The 24,328-nt window shown below is 65.2% G+C and carries 32 protein-coding genes and 1 riboswitch; of the genes, 15 read left to right on the top strand and 17 right to left on the bottom strand.

Going from position 1 to position 24,328, the window contains the following annotated elements; genetic code table 11:
* Positions 1 to 77 precede the first annotated feature (77 nt).
* The 8 genes from SPHV1_RS08775 to hisB all read right to left on the bottom strand — a co-directional run bounded on the left by SPHV1_RS08775 (position 78) and on the right by hisB (position 4,224).
* Complete coding sequence (locus SPHV1_RS08775; protein WP_054945651.1) at positions 78 to 455, bottom strand: histidine triad nucleotide-binding protein; 378 nt, start codon at positions 453 to 455, stop codon at positions 78 to 80.
* 44 nt (positions 456 to 499) lie between these two features.
* Entirely contained in the window at positions 500 to 856 is a 357-nt protein-coding gene (locus SPHV1_RS08770; protein WP_079731191.1) for a phosphoribosyl-ATP diphosphatase, read from the bottom strand.
* Positions 857 to 905: 49 nt separating this feature from the next.
* On the bottom strand, positions 906 to 1,079 hold the full coding sequence (locus tag SPHV1_RS24360; protein ID WP_231634596.1) for a PEP-CTERM sorting domain-containing protein: 174 nt from the start codon (positions 1,077 to 1,079) through the stop codon (positions 906 to 908).
* Between the two features lie 133 nt (positions 1,080 to 1,212).
* Positions 1,213 to 1,974, bottom strand: coding sequence for an imidazole glycerol phosphate synthase subunit HisF (gene hisF / locus SPHV1_RS08765; RefSeq protein ID WP_054945650.1), 762 nt, complete (start codon positions 1,972 to 1,974; stop codon positions 1,213 to 1,215).
* Positions 1,975 to 1,978: 4 nt separating this feature from the next.
* Complete coding sequence (gene hisA / locus SPHV1_RS08760) at positions 1,979 to 2,707, bottom strand: 1-(5-phosphoribosyl)-5-[(5-phosphoribosylamino)methylideneamino]imidazole-4-carboxamide isomerase (RefSeq protein WP_054945649.1); 729 nt, start codon at positions 2,705 to 2,707, stop codon at positions 1,979 to 1,981.
* Between the two features lies 1 nt (position 2,708).
* Positions 2,709 to 3,332 (bottom strand): imidazole glycerol phosphate synthase subunit HisH, encoded by a 624-nt coding sequence (gene hisH, locus SPHV1_RS08755; RefSeq protein ID WP_054945648.1) that lies wholly within the window; start codon positions 3,330 to 3,332, stop codon positions 2,709 to 2,711.
* Entirely contained in the window at positions 3,329 to 3,622 is a 294-nt protein-coding gene (locus SPHV1_RS08750) for a YciI family protein (protein ID WP_054945730.1), read from the bottom strand. Before SPHV1_RS08750 ends, hisH begins: the two co-directional genes overlap by 4 nt.
* Complete coding sequence (gene hisB / locus SPHV1_RS08745; protein WP_054945647.1) at positions 3,622 to 4,224, bottom strand: imidazoleglycerol-phosphate dehydratase HisB; 603 nt, start codon at positions 4,222 to 4,224, stop codon at positions 3,622 to 3,624. The genes SPHV1_RS08750 and hisB overlap by 1 nt, the downstream gene beginning before the upstream one ends.
* 176 nt (positions 4,225 to 4,400) lie before the next feature.
* Here hisB and SPHV1_RS08740 point away from each other — a divergent pair, with 176 nt between their 5' ends.
* The 7 genes from SPHV1_RS08740 (at position 4,401) to SPHV1_RS08710 (ending at position 8,276) form a co-directional block, all read left to right on the top strand.
* Positions 4,401 to 4,904, top strand: coding sequence for an SspB family protein (locus tag SPHV1_RS08740; protein WP_054945646.1), 504 nt, complete (start codon positions 4,401 to 4,403; stop codon positions 4,902 to 4,904).
* Positions 4,905 to 4,937: 33 nt separating this feature from the next.
* Positions 4,938 to 5,429, top strand: coding sequence for a hypothetical protein (locus SPHV1_RS08735; protein ID WP_054945645.1), 492 nt, complete (start codon positions 4,938 to 4,940; stop codon positions 5,427 to 5,429).
* Positions 5,430 to 5,516: 87 nt separating this feature from the next.
* Positions 5,517 to 6,185: a guanylate kinase gene (gene gmk / locus SPHV1_RS08730; protein WP_054945644.1), complete on the top strand. Its 669-nt coding sequence runs from the start codon at positions 5,517 to 5,519 to the stop codon at positions 6,183 to 6,185.
* Positions 6,186 to 6,275: 90 nt separating this feature from the next.
* Positions 6,276 to 7,112 (top strand): 2,3,4,5-tetrahydropyridine-2,6-dicarboxylate N-succinyltransferase, encoded by an 837-nt coding sequence (gene dapD, locus SPHV1_RS08725; protein WP_054945643.1) that lies wholly within the window; start codon positions 6,276 to 6,278, stop codon positions 7,110 to 7,112.
* A 105-nt stretch (positions 7,113 to 7,217) separates the two neighbouring features.
* Positions 7,218 to 7,433 (top strand): hypothetical protein, encoded by a 216-nt coding sequence (locus SPHV1_RS08720; protein ID WP_054945642.1) that lies wholly within the window; start codon positions 7,218 to 7,220, stop codon positions 7,431 to 7,433.
* Positions 7,434 to 7,524: 91 nt separating this feature from the next.
* On the top strand, positions 7,525 to 7,944 hold the full coding sequence (locus SPHV1_RS08715; RefSeq protein WP_054945729.1) for a DUF1810 domain-containing protein: 420 nt from the start codon (positions 7,525 to 7,527) through the stop codon (positions 7,942 to 7,944).
* Between the two features lie 128 nt (positions 7,945 to 8,072).
* Positions 8,073 to 8,276, top strand: a complete 204-nt coding sequence (locus SPHV1_RS08710; protein ID WP_054945641.1) for a hypothetical protein — start codon at positions 8,073 to 8,075, stop codon at positions 8,274 to 8,276.
* A gap of 52 nt (positions 8,277 to 8,328) precedes the next feature.
* Here SPHV1_RS08710 and SPHV1_RS08705 read toward each other — a convergent pair whose 3' ends face one another.
* A complete protein-coding gene (locus SPHV1_RS08705) occupies positions 8,329 to 9,597 on the bottom strand; it encodes a dipeptidase (RefSeq protein WP_054945728.1) in 1,269 nt (422 codons plus the stop codon).
* A 449-nt stretch (positions 9,598 to 10,046) separates the two neighbouring features.
* On the opposite strand from SPHV1_RS08705, the gene SPHV1_RS08700 reads away from it, so the two are divergent.
* The 3 genes from SPHV1_RS08700 to SPHV1_RS08690 all read left to right on the top strand — a co-directional run bounded on the left by SPHV1_RS08700 (position 10,047) and on the right by SPHV1_RS08690 (position 13,260).
* Positions 10,047 to 11,633, top strand: coding sequence for a GMC family oxidoreductase (locus tag SPHV1_RS08700; protein ID WP_054945640.1), 1,587 nt, complete (start codon positions 10,047 to 10,049; stop codon positions 11,631 to 11,633).
* A gap of 18 nt (positions 11,634 to 11,651) precedes the next feature.
* Positions 11,652 to 12,092 (top strand): cupin domain-containing protein, encoded by a 441-nt coding sequence (locus SPHV1_RS08695; RefSeq protein WP_054945639.1) that lies wholly within the window; start codon positions 11,652 to 11,654, stop codon positions 12,090 to 12,092.
* 67 nt (positions 12,093 to 12,159) lie between these two features.
* The gene (locus SPHV1_RS08690; protein ID WP_054945638.1) at positions 12,160 to 13,260 is read left to right on the top strand and encodes a TrkA family potassium uptake protein; all 1,101 of its coding nucleotides are present in this window, start codon (positions 12,160 to 12,162) and stop codon (positions 13,258 to 13,260) included.
* Positions 13,261 to 13,275: 15 nt separating this feature from the next.
* Here the strand turns inward: SPHV1_RS08690 and SPHV1_RS08685 are convergent, their stop codons facing one another.
* Positions 13,276 to 13,482, bottom strand: a complete 207-nt coding sequence (locus SPHV1_RS08685; protein WP_054945637.1) for a Rieske 2Fe-2S domain-containing protein — start codon at positions 13,480 to 13,482, stop codon at positions 13,276 to 13,278.
* Positions 13,483 to 14,436: 954 nt separating this feature from the next.
* Between SPHV1_RS08685 and SPHV1_RS08680 the strand changes: the two genes are divergently transcribed.
* Positions 14,437 to 14,865: an OsmC family protein gene (locus SPHV1_RS08680; protein ID WP_054945636.1), complete on the top strand. Its 429-nt coding sequence runs from the start codon at positions 14,437 to 14,439 to the stop codon at positions 14,863 to 14,865.
* Between the two features lie 78 nt (positions 14,866 to 14,943).
* On the top strand, positions 14,944 to 15,483 hold the full coding sequence (locus SPHV1_RS08675; protein ID WP_054945635.1) for a hypothetical protein: 540 nt from the start codon (positions 14,944 to 14,946) through the stop codon (positions 15,481 to 15,483).
* On the opposite strand, the gene SPHV1_RS08670 is transcribed toward SPHV1_RS08675, so the two are convergent.
* Complete coding sequence (locus SPHV1_RS08670; RefSeq protein ID WP_054945634.1) at positions 15,480 to 15,935, bottom strand: COG3650 family protein; 456 nt, start codon at positions 15,933 to 15,935, stop codon at positions 15,480 to 15,482. The two genes, SPHV1_RS08675 and SPHV1_RS08670, sit on opposite strands and share 4 nt — an antisense overlap.
* A gap of 314 nt (positions 15,936 to 16,249) precedes the next feature.
* Here SPHV1_RS08670 and SPHV1_RS08665 point away from each other — a divergent pair, with 314 nt between their 5' ends.
* Positions 16,250 to 16,522 carry a hypothetical protein gene (locus tag SPHV1_RS08665; protein WP_054945633.1) on the top strand — a complete coding sequence of 91 codons (273 nt, stop codon included), beginning with the start codon at positions 16,250 to 16,252 and terminating at the stop codon, positions 16,520 to 16,522.
* 121 nt (positions 16,523 to 16,643) lie between these two features.
* Here SPHV1_RS08665 and SPHV1_RS08660 read toward each other — a convergent pair whose 3' ends face one another.
* The 3 genes from SPHV1_RS08660 to SPHV1_RS08650 form a co-directional block, all read right to left on the bottom strand.
* Complete coding sequence (locus SPHV1_RS08660; protein ID WP_054945632.1) at positions 16,644 to 17,045, bottom strand: hypothetical protein; 402 nt, start codon at positions 17,043 to 17,045, stop codon at positions 16,644 to 16,646.
* Between the two features lie 112 nt (positions 17,046 to 17,157).
* A complete protein-coding gene (locus SPHV1_RS08655; protein ID WP_054945727.1) occupies positions 17,158 to 17,559 on the bottom strand; it encodes a DUF4440 domain-containing protein in 402 nt (133 codons plus the stop codon).
* Positions 17,560 to 17,735: 176 nt separating this feature from the next.
* Entirely contained in the window at positions 17,736 to 18,122 is a 387-nt protein-coding gene (locus tag SPHV1_RS08650; RefSeq protein WP_231634594.1) for a DOPA 4,5-dioxygenase family protein, read from the bottom strand.
* Positions 18,123 to 18,248: 126 nt separating this feature from the next.
* Between SPHV1_RS08650 and SPHV1_RS08645 the strand changes: the two genes are divergently transcribed.
* On the top strand, positions 18,249 to 19,271 hold the full coding sequence (locus tag SPHV1_RS08645; protein WP_054945630.1) for a sulfotransferase: 1,023 nt from the start codon (positions 18,249 to 18,251) through the stop codon (positions 19,269 to 19,271).
* Positions 19,272 to 19,411: 140 nt separating this feature from the next.
* Here the strand turns inward: SPHV1_RS08645 and thiC are convergent, their stop codons facing one another.
* A complete protein-coding gene (thiC, locus tag SPHV1_RS08640) occupies positions 19,412 to 21,292 on the bottom strand; it encodes a phosphomethylpyrimidine synthase ThiC (protein WP_054945629.1) in 1,881 nt (626 codons plus the stop codon).
* 39 nt (positions 21,293 to 21,331) lie between these two features.
* Positions 21,332 to 21,439, bottom strand: a riboswitch (TPP riboswitch).
* Positions 21,440 to 21,484: 45 nt separating this feature from the next.
* On the opposite strand from thiC, the gene SPHV1_RS08635 reads away from it, so the two are divergent.
* Positions 21,485 to 22,111 carry an SOS response-associated peptidase family protein gene (locus SPHV1_RS08635; RefSeq protein WP_231634593.1) on the top strand — a complete coding sequence of 209 codons (627 nt, stop codon included), beginning with the start codon at positions 21,485 to 21,487 and terminating at the stop codon, positions 22,109 to 22,111.
* A 6-nt stretch (positions 22,112 to 22,117) separates the two neighbouring features.
* Here the strand turns inward: SPHV1_RS08635 and SPHV1_RS08630 are convergent, their stop codons facing one another.
* Both SPHV1_RS08630 and SPHV1_RS08625 read right to left on the bottom strand, forming a co-directional pair.
* Positions 22,118 to 22,516 (bottom strand): hypothetical protein, encoded by a 399-nt coding sequence (locus tag SPHV1_RS08630; protein ID WP_054945628.1) that lies wholly within the window; start codon positions 22,514 to 22,516, stop codon positions 22,118 to 22,120.
* Between the two features lie 144 nt (positions 22,517 to 22,660).
* A complete protein-coding gene (locus SPHV1_RS08625; RefSeq protein WP_054945627.1) occupies positions 22,661 to 24,301 on the bottom strand; it encodes a DUF4261 domain-containing protein in 1,641 nt (546 codons plus the stop codon).
* Positions 24,302 to 24,328 lie beyond the last annotated feature (27 nt).

The raw sequence follows: 24,328 nt of genomic DNA, 5'->3' as shown, positions 1-24,328 counted from the left end.
ACAGACGGCAGCTTACCGCCCGTCAGCCACGCCACATCGGCCCGATGGGTGTGGATATCTCTCCGTCAGGCGCCGGTTCAGTCGCAGATCATGTGGAAGAACTGGCGGCCGCCGAAAATGTGGACGTGCAGGTGCGGCACTTCCTGATGGCCGTTGTTGCCCATGTTGACCATCAGGCGATAGCCCGGCCCGTCCAGCTCGAGCTGGCGCGTGACATTGCCGACCGCGCGCATGAAGGCGGCGATCTCGGCATCGTCGGCCTTGGCGGTAAAGTCGTCCCAGGAGACATAGGCGCCCTTGGGGATCACCAGAACATGGATCGGCGCCTGCGGACGGATGTCGTTGAAGGCCAGCGCGTGGTCATCCTCGTAGACCTTCGTGCAGGGCAGCTCGCCGCGCAGGATCTTCGCGAAGATGTTGTTCTCGTCGTAGGGCTGCTTGGGATCGATGGGCATTCTCAGGGCTCCCGCGGAAGGCGTTGATCGTCTTGAGGGAAAGGTCAGTCCTTGGGGCGCGATGCCTTTTCGGCGATGCCCGAGACGCCTTCGCGGCGGTCGAGTTCTGCCAGGACATCGGCGAAGGGTACGCCCTTGGCGCCGAGCAGGACCATGAGGTGGAACAGCAGGTCGGCGGATTCGCCGATCAGTTCCTTGGGGCCCTGCGCCAGTGCGGCGATGATCGTCTCGGTCGCCTCTTCGCCCAGCTTCTGGGACATCTTGCCCAGCCCGCTGGCATTGAGTTTTGCGACATAGCTGGATTCGGGATCGGCCGCGCGGCGCGCCGCGATCGTGGCTTCGAGGCGGGACAGCGTGTCCCCGCTCTGGGATTGCGGACTCGTCATGATGCGCCAAGCCATGCGGCGCGGCGCCTTCGCGGTCAAGCCGCCGTGAAAGTTCCGGGCAAATTCAGTCCCTGGACCGGCGCGATGACAGGCGCCGCCCCAGGGCCAGGCCGGCAAGGCCGATGCCCAGCAGGGCCAGTCCGCTCGGCTCCGGCAACGGCACGCTGGTCGCGGCGAAGACGGGGACCGGAAGGACAATCAGTATGGCAAGCGAAATGCAGTGACCGGTGTAACGCACGGGGGGAAGAGCCTCACGGAGTCGAAGTGTCCTGCGCCCATCCGATCATCCGGAGGGGGCAGCAAGCACCTATCGGCGCCTGTCCCGATGTGGATCACTGCCGGCGCGAAAGCTCAACGCGCGAAGGCCGGTGTCAGGCCCGTGCCGGAAGTCCCGCAGAGCGCAGCGCAGCGTGCGCCTCGGCGATCGAATGCTTGCCGAAGTGGAAGATCGAGGCGGCCAGCACGGCGCTCGCATGGCCGCGCGTCACACCCTGAACAAGGTGATCGAGCGTGCCCACGCCGCCGCTGGCGATGACCGGGACCGAGACCGAGTCGGCAATCGCGCGCGTAAGTTCGAGGTCGTAGCCGCTCTGCGTTCCATCCCCGTCCATCGAGGTGACGAGCAGTTCGCCCGCGCCGAGGTCCGCCAGCTTCAGCGCGTGCTCCAGCGCATCGATGCCGGTCGGGCGGCGACCGCCGTGGGTGAAGATTTCCCAGCGCCCCTCGCCCACCTTGCGCGCATCGACAGAGGCAACGATGCACTGCGAGCCGAACTTGTGGGCGATATCGGCGACCACTTCGGGCCGCGAAACGGCTGCGGAGTTCACTGCAACCTTGTCGGCACCCGCCAGCAGCAGCGCGCGCGCATCCTCGGCGGTGCGTACGCCGCCGCCCACGGTCAGCGGCATGAAGCAGACTTCCGCGGTACGCTGGACGATGTCGAGCAGCGTGCCGCGTCCTTCATGGCTGGCCGAAATGTCGAGGAAGCACAGCTCGTCCGCACCGGCCGCGTCATAGGCACGCGCCTGTTCGACCGGATCGCCCGCGTCCTTCAGGTCGACGAAGTTGACGCCCTTGACCACGCGGCCATCGGCGACGTCGAGGCAGGGAATGACGCGGACGCGCACGGTCATGGCTTCAGCCTTTCTGCGCCATCTGGATCGCGGTGGCGAGATCGAGGCGGCCGTCATAGAGCGCGCGCCCGGTGATGACGCCCTCGATGCCGTCCTTCTCGTGCAAGGTGAGCATGCGGATGTCGTCGAGGCCCTTGACACCGCCCGATGCGATCACCGGAAGGTCGGTCTGGCGCGCGAGATCGACGGTCGCCTGCACATTGCAGCCCTTGAGCAGGCCATCGCGGCCGATATCGGTGAACAGCAGCGAGGCGACGCCGGCGTCCTCGAACCGGCGGGCCATGTCGACGATCGAGACGTCGGAAACTTCGGCCCAGCCCTCGGTCGCGACCATGCCGTCGCGCGCGTCTACGGCCACGACGATGCCGCCCGGGTATTCCTTCGCCATGTCCTTGACGAACTGCGGGTCCTTGAGCGCGGCAGTGCCCATGACGACGCGGCTGACGCCCAGCTCGAACCAGCCCGCGACCGCCTCGGGCGTGCGGATGCCGCCGCCGAGCTGCACGTGGCCGGGGAATGCTTCGAGAATCGCCTCGACCGCTTCGCGGTTTTCAGCCTTGCCCGCGAAGGATCCGTCGAGATCGACGACATGGAGGAACTGCGAGCCTGCATCGGCGAAGAGCATCGCCTGCGCGGCCGGGTTGTCGCCATAAACGGTCGCGCGCGCCATGTCGCCTTCGGCGAGACGGACGACCTGGCCCTGCTTGAGGTCGATGGCGGGGAATACGATCATTTCAGGGCTTCCAATCGAGGAAACGGGAAAGCAGCGCGAGGCCGAATGCCTGGCTCTTTTCGGGGTGGAACTGCACGCCCACGACATTGTCGCGGGCAACGGCAGCGACAAGTCCGCCGCCATGGTCGGTCATCGCCGCCACGTCTTGCCCTTCATCGGGCACGAAGTGATAGGAGTGCAGGAAGTAGGCCTCGCCCGCCTCGACCAGCCCGTGCGCCGGGTCCTTGCGGCCGAGCGAGACGTCGTTCCAGCCCATGTGCGGGATCTTGATCGCCGGATCGGTGCGCTCGATCAGGCGAACTTCGCCCGCAATCCAGCCCAGCCCCTTGGTGGAGCCATGTTCCAGACCGCGGGTGGCGAGAAGCTGCATGCCTACGCAAATGCCCAGGAACGGCGCGCCACCGACGTGCACCCTCTCGTTCATCGCTTCGACCATGCCGGGGATCGCCCAGAGCCCCTTGGCGCAGGCCTTGAATGAGCCCACGCCAGGCAGGACGATGCGGTCCGCAGCACGAACGACGGCGGGATCGGCAGTGGTCTTGACGTCTTCGGCCCCGGCCGCGCGCAGGGCATTGGCTACCGAATGGAGATTGCCCGCACCGTAATCGATCAGGGCCAGCGTCATGCGGCCAGTCCCTCGAGCCCGGCCGACAGGAAGGTGGGCGCCCATTCTATCACGTCGACTTCGGCAACGCCGCCTTTGACGAAGGGATCGTCCTGGGCCAGCGCAACAATGGACTCGCGGCTTTCGCCCCTTGCGAGAATGACGCCGCCTTCGCGCGGGACCTTGCGGCCCCAGCCGATCAGGTGGCCGGCTTCATGCCCCGCCTTGAGCCAGTCGATATGGTCGGCCAGCAGCGCATCCACGGCCTCGACCGGGGCGATGTAGCGCAGCGAGAGAATGAAGCTCGCCATCACAGCGTGTCCTGTCCGAGGATCCCCTTCGTCGACGGAATCGCCCCGCCCTTGCGCGGGTCCAGTTCCACCGCGGTGCGCATGGCGCGGGCGAAGCCCTTGAACAGCCCCTCGCAGATGTGGTGGTTGTTGGTGCCGTAGAGCAGTTCCATGTGCAGGGTGATACCAACCGCCTGCGAGATCGAGTGGAACCAGTGCTCGACCAGCTCGGTATCGAACTCGCCCAGCTTTTCCTGCGTGAAAGCGGCCTTCCACACGAAATAGGGACGCCCGGAGATGTCGAGCGAAACGCGGCACAGCGCCTCGTCCATCGGCGAGTGAACGTCGCCGTAGCGGCCGATCCCGGCCTTATCGCCCATGGCGCTGGCAATCGCCTGGCCGATCGCGATGGCGCTGTCTTCCGTGGTGTGGTGCTGATCGACGTGCAGATCGCCCGCGATCTTGCAGGTGATGTCGATCAGCGAATGGCGCGAAAACTGCTCGATCATGTGATCGAGAAAGCCAATGCCGGTCGAAACGTCGTAGGAGCCCGTACCGTCGAGGTTCACTTCGACGGCGATGTCGGTCTCGTGAGTCTTGCGATTGATCGAAGCTGTGCGCATGGGATGCGCCTATAGACCTGTATCTGCGGGAATCAATCACGCGCGAACACTCAGGGGCGAGTCCGCAAGATTTCCCTGTGGCGCAGACGGTTTACCTTGGAATAAGTGCGCCGAACAGTTAAAAAGGCGTGTCAACATGCTTGACCGCAAGATGAACGATGCGCACGTAGGGCGCGATGAACGATACGCCACCAGACAGCATGATCCCATACGACGAGATCGTACAGGAAGCCCTGCGCGCCGTAGTCGGACGCGTTCTGGGCCAAGTGGAAGCCTCCAACGGCGTTCTGCCGGGCAGCCATCATTTCTACATCACGTTCAAGACGACAGCCCCCGGCGTCAGCATTCCCGACGACCTGCGCGCGCGTTTTCCGGACGAGATGACGATCGTCCTCCAGAACAAGTTCTGGGACCTGGGCGTGCGCGAAGACGGCTTCACGGTGAGCCTGAGCTTCAACCAGCTTCCCGCGAAGCTGGACATTCCCTTCTCGGCGATCACCGCCTTCGTCGACCCGGCAGTCGATTTCGGCCTGCAGTTCCAGGCCATGGCCGACGACGAGGAAGAAGACGTCCCGGGCATGGCCGGTAACGACGCCGCGGAACGCGACGTCGCCTCGCGCATTACTCCCAGCGAGGATGGATCGAACGTCGTTTCGGTCGATTTCGGCAAGAAGAAGTAAGCGGGGCCAGCGGGCCCCGGGAAAGCAGGCTCGATGGTCACGAAGACTGGGCAGGACGAAGGCGAGGCGGTCATCGAAGCTGCTGATGCCCCTGTCGTGCCCGCTGCCACCGCTCCTGCCGGTCCCGACGAAGCCGCCGCCAGCGGGAAGAAGCGCAAGCGCAAGCTGCGCCCTTCCCCGCGCGAACTCGTCGGCCCGAGCCCCAACGACCATACCAACCTGGCCATTGCCGACATCGCCCTGCGCGGTGGCACCTTCCTGGCGCGACGCGCAGTGGAGAAAGCCCTGCTCGGCAAGAAGTATGCGCCCAGCAAGGCCAGTGCGATCCTCAAGGGGCGCACGATGGGCGAAACCATGCTCCACCGCACGCTCGCCCGGGTGGCCATGACCTCGGTCCCCGGCGCGATTCTCGTGGGCGGCGGACTGATCGCCAAGACGCTCTACGATCGCAGCAAGGCGCGCACCGCGAAGGCCGCAGGCGACGAAAAGCTCGCAGACATGGCCAAGGACGGCGAAGAGTCCTGATTGCACCGGACGCGCCGCCGGCCCGAGCAACCCGCCGCAAATGCGCAGCCCTCTTGATTTGCAGCGTCGCGCCCGCCATCGGGGGGCATGGACAGCGCATCCCATCCCATCCAAGACGCGGCCGCCGGCGGATCCCTCGCCAGGCGCGGCCTCATGTTCATCATGTCTTCGCCCTCGGGCGCAGGCAAGACGACGATTTCGCGCATGCTGCTCGAACGCGACGCGCACATCTGCATGTCGGTTTCCTGCACGACCCGCCCGCCGCGCCCCGGCGAAGTGGATGGAAAGGACTATCACTTCGTCAGCCAGGCCGAGTTCGACCGCATGGTCGCCGACGAGGAATTCCTCGAATGGGCGACGGTGTTCGGCAACAGCTACGGCACCCCCAAGGCGCAGGTGAAGGCGGGGCTGAAGGAAGGACAGGACTACCTGTTCGACATCGACTGGCAGGGCACCCAGCAGCTTTACCAGAAGCTTGAGCGCGACGTCGTGCGCGTGTTCCTGCTGCCGCCCAGTATCGACGAACTGCGCCGCCGCCTGACCGGGCGCGGCACCGACAGCGAAGACGTGATCGCCGCACGCATGGAACGCGCCCGGTCCGAGATCAGCCACTGGGACGGCTACGACTATGTCGTCGTCAACGACGATATCGACGCCTGCTTCGACAAGGTGCGCGAGATCCTCGCCGCCGAGCGGATGCGCCGCGCCCGCCAGACCGGCCTGATCGGCTTCGTGCGCGAGTTGATGACGCCCTGACGACCCACTTTCCGCGCCTCAATCGACTTGTCCTGCGCGCGCGCAGGCTCTAGGCGCGCCTCGAACGTACCCTTGCCGGAGAATACCACGATGTCCGAACTCGAATCCGCGATCGAAGCCGCCTGGGAAGCGCGCGACACCGTCACCCCCAAGAGCGACGACGTTCGCAAGATCGTCGACGAAGCGCTCGGCCTGATCGAATCGGGCGCAGCCCGCGTGGCAGAACCCGACGGCCAGGGCGGCTGGAAGGTCAACCAGTGGCTGAAGAAGGCCGTGCTCCTGAGCTTCCGCCTCAACGACAATGCCCCGGTTCCCGGTGGCGCCGCCGGTTCGCCCGCCTTCGACAAGGTGCCGGTAAAGTTCGACGGATGGGATGAAGCCAGGTTCCGCGAAGCCGGCTTCCGCGTCGTCCCCGGCGCCGTCGCCCGCCGCGGCACCTACATCTCGAAGAACGTCGTGCTCATGCCGAGCTTCGTCAACATCGGCGCCTACGTCGGTGAAGGCACGATGGTCGACACCTGGGCGACCGTCGGTTCATGCGCCCAGATCGGCAAGAACGTCCACATCTCGGGCGGCGTCGGCATCGGCGGCGTGCTCGAGCCGCTGCAGGCCGGCCCGGTCATCATCGAGGACAACGCCTTCATCGGCGCGCGTTCGGAAGTGGCCGAAGGCGTCATCGTCGGCGAAGGCGCAGTGCTCTCCATGGGTGTGTTCCTGGGCGCCTCGACCAAGATCATCGACCGTGCCACCGGCGAAGTCCACATCGGCAAGGTCCCGCCCTACGCCGTCGTCGTGCCCGGCTCGCTGCCCGGCAAGCCGCTGCCCGATGGCACCCCCGGACCGTCGCTTTACTGCGCCGTGATCGTCAAGACCGTCGACGCCCAGACCCGCTCGAAGACCGGCATCAACGAGCTGCTGCGCGACTGATCCACGCCCCCGGCGCGACAATCGCGCCGGAACGGTGTTCGCCATGGTGCGTTGCCTAGGGAAAGGGCCTCAGGAAAGGCCCCGACCCGATACAGGAGACGCACCGTGGAAACCCGTGGCGAAGAAATTCATATCGACAAGGACGAAGCCCGCGCCGGCGATACGCCGAACATCGTGCGCTACGTCCTGCTCATCAGCCTGGCCCTGGCGATCGTCGCACTCTCGGCGATCTGGATTACCGGCGCGCTGACCGACGACAATCCCGAAGGCAACAGCAGCGCAACGGCAGCAGCCTCCGTACAGGGCGACAGCATGAGCTGACATCGCCCGCGACAGATCGGTCCCGATTCAGTATCATGCCCCCGGCTCCCGCGCCCCGTACAAGCGGCGGAGCCATGATGGGGAGATGTGCGTGGCCGACCTTGAACGCTTCGTCGATGCCCAGCGGGCCTTCTATGCCCAGGCGCTCAGTGAATTGCAGAACGGCACCAAGTTGAGCCACTGGATGTGGTTCATCTTCCCCCAGATCGACGGTTTGGGCACCAGCCAGACCGCCCGGCTCTACGCCATATCCGGGATTACAGAGGCCCGCGCCTATCTGGCGCACGAGATTCTCGGCCCGCGGCTCGCCACCTGCACCGAAGCGATGCTGACGTGGGCCGGAAAGCGCAGCGCGACTTCGATTCTTGGCGAAGTCGACGCGATGAAATTCTGCAGTTGCATGACCCTGTTCGAAGCAGCCGGCGGCGGCGAATGCTTCGCCCATGCGCTCGACGCCTTCTGCCAGGGCCGCCGCGACGATCGCACGCTGGAATTGCTGAACCTGCGATAGACGCCCCGCCCCGGGACCCGCCCGATTCGCGCCTTGCGGGAACAGGCCTGCAGGCCTACATTCCAGTAGTAGGCCCGATATCCATAAGCGGCGCCAGACAGTCGCCGGGCCTGCGGGAGAGAGCGACTATGCAACGCATTGGCGATGAAGTTCATCTGGACACCGAGGAAGCGCGGGGCGGTTCCACGCCCCATATCGTGCGCTACGTGCTGCTTGCCAGCCTGGCCCTGGCAATCCTGGCCATGTCGGCGATCTGGATCACCCGCGCCGTATCCGAACGCCCCGATCAGGGCTGGCCGGTTACGGCCGAACAGCACGCGCTGGGCGGATAAGTCCGGCACGCGTCCGGCGGACGAGGCCTCGCCCGCCGGATCGCAGGCGCAATCAGAACGTCGTCGGCGATTCGATGGCCGGATCGTCGCGGTGGGCTGACGCGTAAGCTTCGGCTTCCTTCATCACCCGCATCATGTTGCCGCTGGCAATTTTTTCCAGTTCCGCTTTCGACAGGCCCCGCCGCGCCAGTTCGGTGAACAGCGCGGGATAGGTCGAGACGTCTTCCATCCCCTCGACCGTGACGTCGACTCCGTCGAAATCGCCGCCCAGCCCGACATAGTCGATCCCGGCGACCCTGACGATATGCACGATGTGGTCGGCAACGTCGTTCAATGAACCGTGCGGCATCGGGTTTTGCTGTTCCCATGCCTTCAGAGCCGCCTCCGCGCCCGCAGGATCGCCCGGATGCAGGGATTCCTGACGCGCCTTCTCGCCTGCCTGCGCCGCCAGCCACTGACGGGTGGGCTCGACCACGTAAGTCGGGAACACATTGACCATGACGATCCCGCCGTTCTTCGCCAGCAGTCCGAGAACGCCCTCCGGGACATTGCGGGTATGGCCATTGATCGCCCGCGCGTTGGAATGGCTGAACATCACCGGCGCGCGCGCCACTTCGAGCGCATCGCGCATCGTCGCCTCGCTCACGTGGCTGAGATCGACGAGCATTCCGATACGCTGCATCTCACGCACGACATCACGGCCGAAGTCGGTAAGGCCGTCATGCTCGGGCTTGTCGGTGGCGCTGTCGGCCCAGGCGGTGTTCCTGAAATGGGTGAGCGTCATGTAGCGCGCGCCCAGCGCATACATCTGCCGCAATACGCCCAGCGATCCGCCGATCGAATGGCCGCCCTCCATCCCCAGCAACGAGGCCACCTTGCCCGCCTTCATCGCCCGCGCGACGTCGGCGCTGCTTGTCGCGAACATCAGATCCTTGGGATAGGCGGCGATCAGGCGCCTGGCGACGTCGATCTGCTCCAGCGTCGCCTGCACGGCATGCTGGTCGTCCAGCCTGGCCGAAACGTAGACCGACCAGAACTGCGCGCCGACATGTCCCTTGCGCAGGCGGGTAATGTCGGTCTGCATTGCCTGCAGTTTGCGCTCGGGATCGACGGTAGCGCTCGTGTCGGTAAAGTCGAAACCGCCAAGGATGTCCTTGCGCCTTTCACGCAACTGCTCGGGCACGTCGTTGTGCCCGTCCCACACCGGGGCTTCGCGCAGGGCCGAAAGCGCGACCTGCCGCGGATCGGGCGCGGCCATGGCAACGACGGGCGACAGGGCCAGTGCAAGGAGCAGGCTTGTGCGCAAGGCTTTGTATCGCATGGCTTCCCTCATTCGACCGACGAATGCGCCGAACAGACGCGATCGCGCCGCAAAGCACAAGGCCCCGGCGGAAATTGCAGTCCCGATGTCTGTAAACGGTTGACGAAGAAGCCGCCGGCGGAGGCGGATGCCGAACGCGACCTTACCGGTCGCGATCCCCCCCGACCAAGCTTCGCCCCCGAGCGCCGGCGGCTTCTGTCAAAAATGGCGACAGAGCCGCCATCCCCCTGATGGCTGAAGGATTAGGTACAACCCATTGCTAAAGTGTTAACAAAACCGAAAGTCGAAGAAATGCGCGGGCTTCATGCTTAACATCGACCGCATACTGTTAGTTTTCGCACGGCGTAAAGAATTCCGACAGCATCGGGCCGGCCTGCATCGACCGAATTGGCGGTGCCTACTCACTTTGCTGGTAGATTGCGGCGATCGGGCGGCTTAACTGCATTGTCATGGGAGAGTTCGACTACATCATCGTCGGCGGCGGCAGCGCCGGTTGCGTGCTTGCCAATCGCCTGAGCGCAGACCCGGGAAACCGGGTCCTCCTGCTCGAGGCAGGCGGCAAGGACGACTACATCTGGATCCGCGTGCCGGTGGGCTACCTCTACTGTATCGGCAATCCGCGAACCGACTGGTGCATGTCGACGCAGGCGGAGGCGGGCCTGAACGGGCGCGCGCTGAAATACCCGCGCGGGCGTGTGCTGGGCGGCTGCTCCTCGATCAACGGCATGATCTACATGCGCGGGCAGGCGGCCGACTATGACGGCTGGCGACAGGCCGGAAACCCCGGCTGGGGCTGGGACGACGTACTGCCCTACTTCAAGCAGGCCGAAGACCACTTCGAAGGTTCGAGCGGCTTTCACGGCAGCGGCGGGGAAATCCGCGTGGAGAAGCAACGCCTGCGCTGGGAAATCCTCGAGGCGTTCCGGCAGGCCTGCAGCGAATACGGGATCGCTGCCGTGGACGACTTCAACCGGGGCGACAATGAAGGGACAAGCTTCTTTCAGGTCACCCAGCGCAAGGGATGGCGCTGGAGCGCCGCCGATGCCTTCCTGCGCCCGGTCCGCTCACGCGCGAACCTGAAGATAGAGACCGGCGCTCTCGTCGACAAGGTGATCGTCGAGGACGGGCGCGCGGTCGGCATTGCCTATTGCGTCGGCGGCGAGCAGCGCACCGCCAGGGCATGCGGCGAAGTCTTGCTGGCGGCGGGTGCAATCGGCTCACCCGCGATTCTCGAACGCAGCGGAATCGGCGACGCGGCTCACCTGTCGTCGCTGGGCATCGCCCCGCTCGTGAACCGCCCGGAAGTGGGCGGCAACCTGCAGGACCACCTGCAACTGCGCTGCGCCTGGAAAGTCTCGGGCGTGGCCACGCTCAACCAGCGCGCCGCCAACCTGTTCGGCAAGGCGCTGATCGGGCTGGAATATGTCCTGCGCCGCACCGGGCCCATGGCAATGGCTCCCAGCCAGTTGGGCGTCTTCACGAGAAGCGACGCCCGCTATGCCACGGCCAACCTGGAATATCACGTCCAGCCGCTCAGCCTCGAAGCCTTCGGCGGCGCGCTGGACCCCTTCCCCGCCTTCACCGCCAGCGTATGCAACCTGCGACCGGAGAGCCGCGGCACTACGCGCATCGCCAGCGCCGGTCCAGCTCAGGCGCCGGACATCCGCCCCAACTACCTCTCCGCCGAGGAAGACCGCCGCGTGGCAGCCCAGGCCATCCGCGTGACCCGCAGCATCGTCGCCCAGCCCGCCCTCGCCCGCTACGACCCGCAGGAAGTGCGCCCCGGCGCCGCCTATCAGAGCGAGGAAGACCTGCAGCGCGCGGCAGGCGACATCGGCACGACCATCTTCCACCCGGTCGGTACGGCGGCGATGGGCTCGGTCGTCGATGCCGGGTTGCGCGTAATCGGACTTGATCGCCTGCGGGTGATCGATGCATCGGTCATGCCCACGATCACATCGGGCAACACCAATGCGCCCACGATGATGATTGCCGAAAAGGGCGCCGCCATGATCCTTGCCTCCGCGCGGGCCTGATCGAGGGGAGCACGACAGATGAGTGACGCCGGTAGCGCCGCAGGGCAGATCATCGCACGCCTCGGCCTCGAGCCGCACCCCGAGGGCGGATGGTACCGCGAGACCTGGCGCGCCGACGCCGCGCCCGGGACGCGCGCCTGCGCCACTGCCATCCATTTCCTGCTCGAGCCCGGCCAGCGCTCGCACTGGCACCGCGTCGATGCCGCCGAACTGTGGCTGTGGCATGCCGGAGCCCCGCTGACGCTGGAGATCGCGACCGATCAAGCCGGTCCGGTCAGCCTGACCGTGCTGGGCGGGGATGTCCTGTCAGGCGAAGCCCCGCAGGTGCTGGTGCCACCGGGACACTGGCAGGCCGCGGCCCCGATCGGCGGATGGACACTGGTAAGCTGCGTGGTCGCCCCCGGGTTCGAGTTCTCCGGTTTCGAACTGGCCCCGCCCGACTGGTCGCCGCGCAGCTGACGGGCGCTGGACAAGTCCGGCCCGCTCGCGCAGTCTCCCATCCGGGGAATATCGGGGGTCTGGCCGCATGGCAGGCGAGTATGACAGCATCGACGAAGCCGCTCGCCGCGTGCTCGGTTCGCCGCTTCAGAACCTCGTTCGCGCGGCGATCTTCGTGCTCGCCGTCTTCGTGCTTGCCACCGCGGGCTTCGTCGCGTCCGGATGGAGCTTCGGCGACGCCGCCTACATGGTCATCCTCACGATCTTCTCGGTCGGATACGGCGAAGTCCACCCGATCGACACCGGCTGGCTGCGCGCGCTCGATATCGCGACGATCGTGCTGGGCTGTACCGGCATGATCGTGCTGACCGGCGCCCTCGTCCAGGTCTTCGCGCATTACCAGATACGCAACATTCTCGGGATCGACCGCATGCAAAGCCAGATCGACCGCCTCACGAACCACGCCATCGTCTGCGGTTACGGCCGCATCGGCAAGCAGCTTGCCATCGAGCTGCAACGCGCGCGAACCCCGTTCATCGTCGTCGACCGCAATCCGGCCAAGATCGCCGAGGCCGAAGCGGCCGGCCACCTGACGCTCAAAGCCGACGCCACCGATGAAGCCTCGCTCAAGACCGCCGGGATCGAGCGCGCCCGGGTGCTGGCGACCGTACTGCCCGACGATGCCCTCAACGTGTTCATCACCCTTTCGGCCCGCAACCTCAACCCGCGGCTGGAGATCATCGCGCGCGGCGAATATCCCACGACCGAAGGCAAACTGATCCACGCCGGGGCCAACAAGGTGGTGCTGCCCACCCACATCGGGGCCGAGCGGATCGCCGAGATGATCGTCTACCCCACGACTTCGCGGTTCCTGGGCGAAGCCCCACAGGTGCGCGACCTCAAGCGCGGCCTGCATGAATTCGGGCTGGAGATCGAAGCGGTAACGGTGCCGGAAAAGTCGGCGCTGGCAGGGGCAACGGTCGGAGAAGCCGAACGCCGGGCCTGCGGCGCGTTCTTCCTTGTGCAGATCGACCGCCCCAATGGGCAGAGCTACGTCCACCCCGCCGAGGATACGCGGATCGAGGCCGGTGACACGGTCGTCCTCGTTCTGCGCGGCACACGGATGACGGCAGGCTCGATCTTCACCGAACCACGGCAGCCCTTCAAGATGGGGCGGGGTTACGTCTGACGGCAAGCACCGCGATCAGGCGCGGTGCAATTCGCAAGTGAGCTTGCCGTGCTCAAAATTGCCGCGACAGACCCCGAACCCAAGATGCGGGCACTTGCGCTGCGCGCCAAAGCGGCTGCCCCGCGACTTCGCCACAGTCAGGCCAAGACCATGCGCCCCCTTGCCTGCAACCGCTGGGCTGCCATGTCCCTGCCCGCTTTCCATCATCGTCACGAATGCCATCGCCACCCCCCTGATCGGCTGAAGACCGCCATGTCCGGCCCATCCCGATTTCAACACCGGTATCGGAACAGGCGCCGGAAAACTTTGCGCTAGCGCAACAAGGCGCGGCAGTTTCCTGCCACGCCTTGCGCTTCTCCCCGTTCCTTCGGCCTACGGCGCGACCCGAATGGCTCTGCGGGTTTTCGATCGAACCAGCGTTACCTGCTTGTATCCGACCTATGCATCTGGACTCCCGGTACTCCGCCGCTATGCGCGCGCTGGACTGCCCGATCGACGATCCGCCCCGCCCCCGACGCAAGGGCCGACCGCTGCCTGCCGGTCTGCAATCCGGCAGGTGCGCAAAATGGCCTTGTCGAGAGCAGGACCAGATCGTCTGCTCGGGGAACCGATATGTCGCTGGTAGAAATGGTGCCTGTCATCGTAGCAGGCTCGCTCCCTCAGGCGCCAAGCCGGACACGATGGCCCGAACGCCAGCGCCTGGAGCGAAGCCTTTTTGCCGATCCGTCAAGAATTGCTTCAAGACAACATCCTCTTCCCCGGCAATGCCGTCCTAAGCGGCCTGCCTTATTGGTAAAGATGCACATACCATTGCAATAGGCAATTCCAAAGTCCCCAATGGTATTAAGGCCAGTCCAACCGCGTTTTTGCACTGCAAAGCACCGGATTGACGCTGGGAGACGCCGTTACTGTCCTGACGCAAGCCCCGCCGACCGCAGCAACGCCGCCGATCTTGTGCCGGTTATGGCTCGATTCTCTGGGCTTGCAGGCAAGAGCGCCCTTGCAGCCGGTCACCCGCCCGCCTCCATCGGGCTTTGCAAGCCGGAGCGCCGTTGCGGGGCGATGCTGCGTCGCGCAATGCATTGCAGTGGCCGTTTTCGGGATTTTGCACGGGAACATCCACAGGTTTGTCAACGTTACGTGCCCGTACTTTCCACCCGAACGAAAGGTCCGGCTATGACCACCAACTCCGCATCCGCGCGCTACGAAGGCTTCGGCAAGAACGGCATGGGCGCCATCAGCACCCGTTCCGGGGTCCTGAGCGACCAGCCTTATGGATTCGGCACCCGTTTCGAAGGCCAGCCGGGTACCAATCCCGAAGAACTCATCGCCGCCGCCCATGCCGCCTGCTTCACCATGGCGACGAGTTTCGCGCTGGCATCGGCAGGCCACAGCGACGGCACGCTGGAGACCGACTGCGTGGTCACGCTCGACAAGGAAGATGCCGGATTCAAGGTGACCAAGTCCGCACTCTCGCTGACCGCGACGATCCCCGGCATCAGCGAGGAGGACTTCGCCAGGATCGCCGACGATGCCAAGGCCAACTGCCCGATCTCCAAACTGCTCAATTGCGAAGTGACGCTGGAGAAATCGCTGGCAGGCTAAGCGCGCAGGCCATTGCGCCGGAACGCTCCGGGCAATGGCGCGTTATGGCATTCCGAGGGGGCATCCGGAGTCAGCGAGTTGCCTGGTACGACACAGATCCTTGGCGCCCTGTTCGGCGCCGTCACCTTGGGAACGCTGGCAGGCGCCTCGATCCCCACGACGATGAAGCCGGCCTTCGGCCCTGACTGGCGCGAACGCTACGGCGTGCGCTTCAACCCGTCCGCAGCGACATACTACGTCGAGCCGGGGCCACAGGACCTCAGCCCCCCGTCCGACACCACGCCGCGCTGGGCCGTTTCCTATTACCCGCCGATCCCCGATTCGATGAATGACGATCGCGACTGGCTCGAAGGCCCCGGCGCCGATTTCCTGCAATATGCCTCATATACCCGCGATCCGGCTGCGGATTACCGCGATGCCGTCTCCTACGCCGATGAACCGGCACCGCAGGACAGCCCGACCCTGGCCGACATCGCAGGAGCACGCGTCATCGAGCCGGTGCGCGCCGCCGTGCGCGAACTCAAGGTAGACACCAAGGCCGAAGCAGCCGTCGCCGCTGCCGTTCGCGCAGCCAGCGTTTCGGCAATCCCCATGCCGCGCGCGAGCGAGGGGCTCTAACCCTGCTCACCGCCTGTCCTGGGATTACCCTTGGTCCAGGCGCAGCCCTGACGGACTTCATTGCCTATGCGCAAGGTCACGCCATAGGGATAGGCAGCGTCGGACATGCCGTCGCTGCATTCGCCCGGTGTGATGGCGAGCGTCATTTCGCCGCCGGACAGATTGCCGCTGAACGAAAGACCGCCGCGACCGGCAAAGCGCGAAACCGTGATCGTTTCGCCTTCCGGATTTTCCGGCGTCGTATAGGTCAGGAGAGTTCCTTCGGCATGGCCGCCCCAAAACGGTTCCGTCCCGAGGAAATGGACGACTTCGTCCTTGCCAATACCGCTCCATGGCTTGTGATCGTTGCTGTCGCCCGGAACGTTGGAAGCTCCCGACTGGCATCCGGCGAGAAGCAACGATGCGAGAAGGAAAGCCCGGCGGGCGACGAACGGGGCAAGTGAACCGACCATGACCCGCGCCTACGCTGACCGTCGCGGTCTAGCAAGCGCCTGCAGCACGACTGATTCGACGCAGAACGTTCGCACCCGCAGCATTCATTTACTCGCCTGGCGAACATTTTGGCCGACTCGTAAAGCGCCTCGATCTTCGGCGATCTGCGAATGATCGCTGCTTTTCAGCCTCTTTTCGGGTAATTGCAAATAGTGCAACTACGGCTGCAGCAATCGAATTTGCCAACCTGAAACCGCCTCGACATGCTGCAATGCAACAGAACACAAGGGTGCCCGAGGCAAACTCCTGCACTCCGACGAATAAGGACTTTGCCATGTTCAAGACTGTTTTCACTGCCGCTGCCGTTCTCCTCGCCGTTCCGGCTGCCGCTCACGCCGAAGATGCCCGCAACTTCTCGCACGAAGGCGTCGACTACGCCTACACCGCCGAGCAGAAGGGCGACGTCACCGTGATCAAGGGCACCGCTTCGGGCGGCGTGCCGTTCCGTCTTTACGTTTCGGGCGACCGCGTGACCGGCACCTACAACTACCGCAACGTGAACTTCAAGGTCACCGACGCCGACCAGGCTCTCGCCAAGTTCAAGTAAGGCCTTACGGCCGGCCGCAAGGCCTGCACCACAAGCACGAAAAAGGGCGCCATCCTTCGGGATCGGCGCCCTTTCTATTGGCAGCGGGATGATCGGTGCCCCCCGGCATGGAGGACGAAGGTCAGTGCAGCCGGCGCGTACCGCCCTGCCCTTGCACGAGCCGCACCTCGATTGTGCCTGCTGCTTCCTCGACTTCATGCTTCTCGCAGATATCCGCCAGGAGACCCGCGACCTCCTCGTCGCTGGCGTCACGATCGATGGGATAGCGGGCGATCACCATGTCATCGATGACGTCGACGACGCTGAAGTGGCGGTTGCGGCCAGCCTCGGCAAGGGCATCGAGGTCGAAGCCATCGGCAAGATCCCAGGTCTTGCCACCGCGCGACTTGATCGGCCGCTGGCAATAGCGGCAGGTACAGTGAAGAACCCCGTCTTCCTCGCGATGCTTGCGACCTGCCGGTACGTGTTTGCGCAAGTACCAGCACTGGGCGAGTGGGACCGAAGCGTTCATCTTGCTGAGCATTGCCGTACCTGTTTTCGCGATCTTCAACCTGGCACAGCAGCCCTGCAGAGCTGCCGTCCTGAAGATAAAAACGGTCGTTAGCTGTCGAAGTTAAGCGGCTCTGTCCGCGGCATCAGGCGAGGGTAACGTAGATCTCCGCCACGATAACCCACTCGCCCAGGACCTCGCGCCATTTTGCGGTGTAGTTGCCGCTGCCCAACGACTTGCCGGAACGGTCCTCCACGCCTTGCCAGCGCCCGTACTCCAGTGCGATCGGCTCGACGGCGGAAACGACCACCCGATCAGGCGTGCGCGTGTAGATCGCCCGGGCCGGACTGGCGAATTCGCGCTTCCAGACCTTGAGCTGGGCATTGCGGCCGGAGACCACGGCGCTGTCCGATCCTGTCACCATCACGCAGTCCCGCCCGAGGATGGGCGAAATGGCGGCCAGGTCGCCATTCTCGATCGCATGATTGAAGGCGGCGCGGCGCGTGCGCACGGCAAGTTCGGCGGCGGAATTGGCAAACTGGTTCATGACATCCCTTTGCGGCCCGCTGCGATGCATAACGGTTTGCGCGGCGGGCGCAATTTGCCGCGCGCTGCCTATCCGCGTCTTTTTGCCACCCATGTTGCATGGCCAAGCCCGGAATTCGGCCGCAGCCGTAGGCTGCATGCCATTGCGCGCAGACGGTCCCGAAGGATTCGCCTGCCTTACCTGAACTGCGAAAGGTTCAGTTCCTCGGACGGGCCGAACCAGATCACGTGGCCGGTGTGATCTATCAGATCGTTGCCGGTTTCGGCATGACCGAATATGGTCAGCGCACCGCGGTTGACGGCGGCCCAAGTGGTGAAGTCGCCGAATATCTCTCCCGGAACGGTCAACTGGCAACTGCCGCGCGGATGCGGCCCAACCGGACGCAGGTGGAAGCGTCCGACCCTGACGCCGAAACGCGCGCGGACGCGCTCGGCAAGCGCCTGGGCCTGCTCCAGTTCGGCAGGATCGAAGTAGATATGGGCGTGAAACACATCGGGCCGGTTCATCGCGCGAAGCTGGGCACTGTATATCCTCCGGTCAAGAGCCGGCCGCATACCGTCCATGCCATTTCGGCCCCGCCCCGGCCGGTCCGCCTGTCCCCGACCGGGACGCACCCCAAGGGATTAATCCGGCCACACCGTTGAAACAGCCGAACTTTCCCGCGAACCTGATAATTTCCCGCATCATCCATGCGGCAAGGGAGGAAGGCCATCAATTCCGAAGCACCGATCCTCATTTTCGGCGCCCCACGCTCGGGTACATCCCTTCTCAGCCGGTTGATCGACGCCCATTCGCGCATTTCCATCCCCTTCGAATCCCACCTGTTCAACCAGTGGCTGCCGAGGCTGGAAAGTTATGGCGACCTGTCCGATCCCGCGCGTCAGAAGCGCCTCGTTTCGGACATCGTGCGCCTCGGCGTCGTGCGGGACTGGAGCCCCCGCCCAACGCCGGAAGACGTTGCCAGGCACGTCACCGGACCGGGCTTCGGCGCGGTCGCCCATGCCGTCATGGAATGGGCAGCCAGGACGGCCGGCAAACCGCGCTGGGGGGAAAAGACGCCGCAGCACACGATGCTGCACGACGAAGTGCTCTCCACCTGGCCCAAGGCCCAGGTCATCATGATCGAGCGCGATCCGCGGGCGGTCGCCATGTCTTGGAAGCAGGCACGGTTCCACGGCAATCACGTGCTGCCCTTCGCCAAGGCCTGGGTACGCCATTCGCAGGCGCTCGACGCAGTCGAACGCAAGCTACCGCCGCACCGGCGCATCCGGGTCAGCTACGAGGCTCTCGTCCGCGATCCCGAAACCGAACTTCGCCGACTCATGGACTTTCTCGGCGAGGACTTCGAAGCGCAGCAGCTGGAATTCCACCGCAAGGACAGCAGCTACGACACCGACCAGCGCAACCTAAAGCGCCTCAAGACCCCGGTGTCGGCCGACAGCATCGACCGCTGGAAATCGGGTCTTTCGAAATACGAGATCCGGCTGGTTGAAACGATCTGCGGCGAGACGATGGCGCAGCGCGGCTACGATCCCAGCCCGATCGGCGCCAAACCCGTATCCGAAGCCCGCCTCAGTTTTGCACGCCGGGTGGAAGTGCCGGCGCAGCGGGTTGCCGGCGCGTTCAAGAACCTCAAGGGCTTCGTCTATCTCAGCCGCGACCTGCAGTGGACGGTCGAGCAGCTGCTCTCCGGAGTCTTCCCAGAACTCTAGAGCTGGGCGCAAATACGCTTCCGCCGGGATGCAGGCATCGAAAAAGGGGCACGGACTGCGCGCCCATGCCCCTTGTTTCATGACTTGGCCATCTCCAGATCGCGCTGCCGGCAGCACGGACGGGACGCTGTCCGGGCCGATTACTCCGCCGGGTCGGCGGCCCCTTCGGCGGGCAGGTACAGTTCGTTGCCCTTTTCCCTGTAGACCTTGGACATCTCTTCCATGCCCTTTTCCGCTTCGTCGGCCGCGAGGAAGCCGGTACTCGGCTGGTTCTGCTTGGCGGCGAAGTCGCGCACTTCCTGGCTGATCTTCATCGAGCAGAACTTCGGGCCGCACATCGAGCAGAAGTGGGCGGTCTTCGCGCCTTCGGCCGGCAGCGTCTGGTCGTGGTACTGCTCTGCCGTGTCCGGATCGAGACTGAGGTTGAACTGGTCGCGCCAGCGGAACTCGAAACGGGCCTTCGACAGGGCATCGTCGCGCACTTGCGCGGCCGGATGGCCCTTGGCGAGGTCGGCCGCGTGGGCCGCCAGCTTGTAGGTGACAACACCGACCTTCACGTCATCGCGGTCAGGCAGGCCGAGGTGCTCCTTGGGCGTGACATAGCAGAGCATTGCCGTGCCGTACCAGCCGATCTGGGCGGCACCGATGCCGCTGGTGATGTGGTCGTAGCCCGGCGCGATGTCGGTGGTGAGCGGCCCGAGCGTGTAGAACGGAGCTTCGCCGCAGCTTTCCAGCTGCTTTTCCATGTTCTCCTTGATCTTGTGCATCGGCACGTGGCCGGGGCCCTCGATCATGACCTGAACGTCCTGCTCCCAGGCCTTCTTGGTCAGTTCGCCCAGCGTATAGAGCTCGGCGAACTGCGCCTCGTCGTTGGCGTCGTAGATCGAGCCGGGACGCAGGCCATCACCCAGCGAGTAGGCAATGTCGTAGGCCTTCATGATCTCTGTGATCTCGTCGAAGTTCTCGTAAAGGAACGACTCCTTGTGGTGGGCAAGGCACCACTTGGCCATGATCGAACCGCCGCGGCTGACGATGCCGGTCATGCGCTTGGCCGCCAACGGGATATAGGGCAGGCGCACGCCGGCGTGGATGGTGAAGTAGTCGACGCCCTGCTCGGCCTGTTCGATCAGCGTGTCGCGGAAGATCTCCCAGGTCAGTTCCTCGGCAATGCCGCCGACCTTTTCCAGCGCCTGGTAGATCGGCACGGTGCCGATCGGAACCGGGCTGTTGCGGATGATCCATTCGCGCGTGTCGTGGATGTTGCGGCCCGTGGAGAGATCCATCACGGTGTCCGCGCCCCAGCGGATCGACCAGACCATCTTGTCGACTTCGCTGGCAACGTCCGAAGCCACCGCCGAATTGCCGATGTTGGCGTTGATCTTGACGAGGAAGTTGCGGCCGATCGCCATCGGCTCGCTTTCCGGGTGGTTGACGTTCGAAGGGATGATCGCACGGCCGCGCGCCACTTCGTCACGCACGAATTCGGGCGTCACGTAGTCGGGGATCGAGGCACCGAAGCTCTCGCCAGAGCGGTTGTACTCGGCAAGGCGCGCCCGGCCCAGGTTCTCGCGCTCGGCGACGTATTCCATCTCGGGCGTGATGATGCCCTGGCGGGCGTAGTGCATCTGCGAGAGGTTCTTGCCGGCCTTGGCGCGCAGCGGCCTGCGCAGCGCGGTCGGGAACGGGGGCACGCCGCCCGAACGGTCAGGACCGAGCTGGCCGTTGTCTTCCGGCTTCACTTCGCGCGGTTCGTATTCCTCCACGTCGCCGCGGGCGAGCTGCCATTCGCGGCGAAGGGCGGGAAGACCGGCGGCAATGTCGATCACCGCATCGGGATCGGTGTAGGGACCGGACGTGTCGTAAACACGCACCGGTGGCTCGCCGCTCGACGGTTCGAGGTATATCTCGCGCATGGCGACCCTGACCGAAGGGTTCGACTGAGCCGGGACGTAGATCTTCTTCGAGCCGCGGATGGGCCCGGTGGTTACGCCGATTTCCAGTTTGGAATTGATGTCGGCCATAAACGCTTCTCTCCAGTAAGCGGATAGGTCGCGGATGTGCCGATGCGGCTGTCCACTCCCTCCGCCCGTGCTAACGGGTTCAGGTTCAACGGGTCTTGTGGAGCATACCCACAACTCTCAGCCTTGCTGGCTCCCCGGGGGTAGTTGGACAATAGACGGGTGCGGTGCGCCCGTCTAGGGACCGATCGACCGATGCCCATGCTTTATCGTCTCGACGCGCCTGCCCAGGCGGTTGCGCGCCAGTTCGGCGCCCGCGCGAACGACGACCCCTGGGCGGGCGGCCATGTAGCGCCCGGCCAGTTCGCGCCGGTCATCACCGCCGGGCGGGAAACGATCGCCGGGCCGCGCCCTTCGGGCAGGCAGCCACGCCGCATGGTGCCGCGCCTGTGGGGCGTACCGCCCCCGCCTTCGGTCCACGACGCCCCGCGCTACGGCATCCTGTCGGTGCGCAATCCGGAAAGCCCGTTCTGGATCGGCAATCTCGGGAACAGCGAATTTCGCTGCGTCGTTCCCTGCACCGCATTCATGGAATGGGGCAGCACGCGTGACCGCGAAGGCAAGCGCCGCCAGTGCTGGTTCGCCCTGGAGGATCAGCCGATCTTCGCGATGGGAGCTGTTTGGAAGGACAGCGAGATTCCCGGCTTTGCGCTGCTCACCTGCGAGCCCAATGCAGCGCTGCGTTTCGCAGGGCGCGATTCGATGCCGGTGATCCTGCCACCCGACCCGGCCGCCCTCGACCTGTGGCTCAACGGCAGCTGGGACCGGGCAAGGGAACTGGTCGCGCCCTACTCGTCCTCGCTCATGCGCGAACGCGGCTAGTCCGGCTCAGAAGTGTGGAATCGCCACAGCGATTGCCGCGACGCCAATGAGGATCGAGAGCCAGGCCCACAGTTTGGACAGCGGCCCGAACCGCCGCAGCCAGAAGGCCATGTAGACATCCGAGAACGCCAGCACGACAAGGGCCTCGATGATCATCAGCCCGCCCAGCACGCTCATCGCACCGGACAGCCAGTCCGCCGAAGCCCAGGGATTGACGATGTAGATGGCCGCGCCGAGGAACAGTTCCAGCAGCGCCGCGATCAGCTGGAGTGCGGGCGAAGCGCCGATTTCCTCGAGCATCTTCTGCCAGTGGCCGGCCTGCCGCAGCTCACCGATTCCGGCGAAAAGCGCGAACAGCCCCAGGAACAGCGCAGTCCATGCCGGCGCAAGCGATAGATCGGTCATTCAAATCCTCCATCCCAAAAGCCGATCCCGCCAGCACGATGGACCTCGACCGGGGCACAGTAAAGGCATCAATGACTTGGCCTGTTCCGGCTGGCCCCGGGACGCGTAACCGACGAGGCCGAAACCGCCGCCAGCGGAGGGGCTTCAAAGGCCCTTGCGACCGAAACCGCCGGGCACCCGGCGCGGCGCGGCGAAGCCGATGGGTGGCTGGCGACTGTGGAGGGCTGTGGCGGGCCATGTGCCGGGTACGGCGTCGGGATGGGGCGCATCCGAGACCGGTGGGCCTGCCAGTTCCATCAACAGCACCGGCACCGGATTCTGGCGCGAAGGCTCCCCGCTTTCATCGTGCCAGATCCGCACCGACAGGTCGCCCGCATCGTCGCCAAAAGTATCGCCGTGGCGGATCACCGGCCCCTCGAGCAGCAGGTAGCGCATGACCTCGTTCAGCTTTCCGGCGACGAAATCGAGCGTTCCCGGCGCGTTCCATGCTTCCACTTCACGACCGACAAAAGGCAGCATTCCCGCCGTCGAGAGGGACACGGCATCCGGCTCGGTCGAATGAAAGGCGGTCCAGAGGAACAGGCGAATCGGCACTTCGTCGCTTGCCAGCGGGCTGACGAGAGTCGGCAGGTCACCGAAGGTGTAGGCGCACGAATGAGCCGGCAGATAGACGCCGCAAAAGGCATCCTGCGCCAATGCCCCTTGCGCGACGACAGCCAGCACCATCGCCATGACCTTGGCGCTCTGCCGGATGTCGACGAATTCGCCGATCTCGGTGTCGAGGTCGCAGGCGATGACGCCATGGCCGGCATGGCGGCGCAAGGTTCGCAGCCCCTCGCCCGGCTCGCACCAGAAACTGCGATAGAGCGCACGCTCCACCATCCATGCAGGCAGCGGCACCGATGTGTGCGACACCGATATCGTACAGCCACGACCGGCGATCCGGCCGCGATCCGGGCCTTCCGGAAGGACCTGCCACGCGCCCTCGTCGTCGATCGAGGCGACGCCCTCGGCCAGCACGTCCCAGTCGATATCCAGACCCTGCGCAGCGAAGAGCGGGACAATCGTCGGCAGGCGGTCACGCCGGGGCAATTCGCGGAAGAACGGGGGCGGCAGCGACTGGTCGAGCAGGCGCGCCAGGTGCTCGGACGGATCGCCCGACATCGCCTCGGCGATCCCCGCCTCGATCTCGGCCAGCCCGATGATGTCGAACCCGAGCCGTTCCGAACGCTGATAGGGCAGCAAATCGTCATAGGGAAGATCGGCAAGGTCCGCTCTGCCCGCAGCAGCAAGCGCGTCACCGGAGGACGGAGGCCGGCACGGCATGGCAAGGGCTGTGGCCGCCACGGCGATTGCCTGTCCTTCATGTACCTTCCGGTCGAGCCGCGCGATTCCTTCGGCGTCGAGCCAGGGCATGCCTTCACCGAAGCGGGCGACGGCGGTATCGGCCTCGGTCTCGACAAGGGCCAGGGCCACTGCGCAGACGATTCGCTCGCACAGCGCCTGATCCTCGCTCGTCGGCGTTCCGATCATGATGGCACAGCCCTGTCGCGGGGCGCCGGGAATCGGCTCATCGCCGAGCAGGCGCAGCGGCACGATCACGACTTCTCCGGCGCTGCGGCCGATCAGCAGGACTTCGCGTCCGAAGGCGGTCGAGCAATGGGCGCTGCCGTCGTCGTGATCGCCGCAGGTCCAGCCGAACCGGGGCGCGGCCCGCATGAGCTGCGTGCGCAACTCGCCCGCGGGGAGGCTGGGTCGGGCGCTCAGGATGACCGTGACCGTCATGCCGCTCCCTTTCTTCCTGACGTGTCC

Origin of the sequence: Novosphingobium sp. KN65.2, assembly GCF_001368935.1 — a bacterium.
Classification (GTDB): Bacteria; Pseudomonadota; Alphaproteobacteria; order Sphingomonadales; family Sphingomonadaceae; genus Novosphingobium; species Novosphingobium mathurense.
Note: the sequence above shows the minus strand (reverse complement) of the source record. Positions and strands in the feature narration are given on the sequence as shown.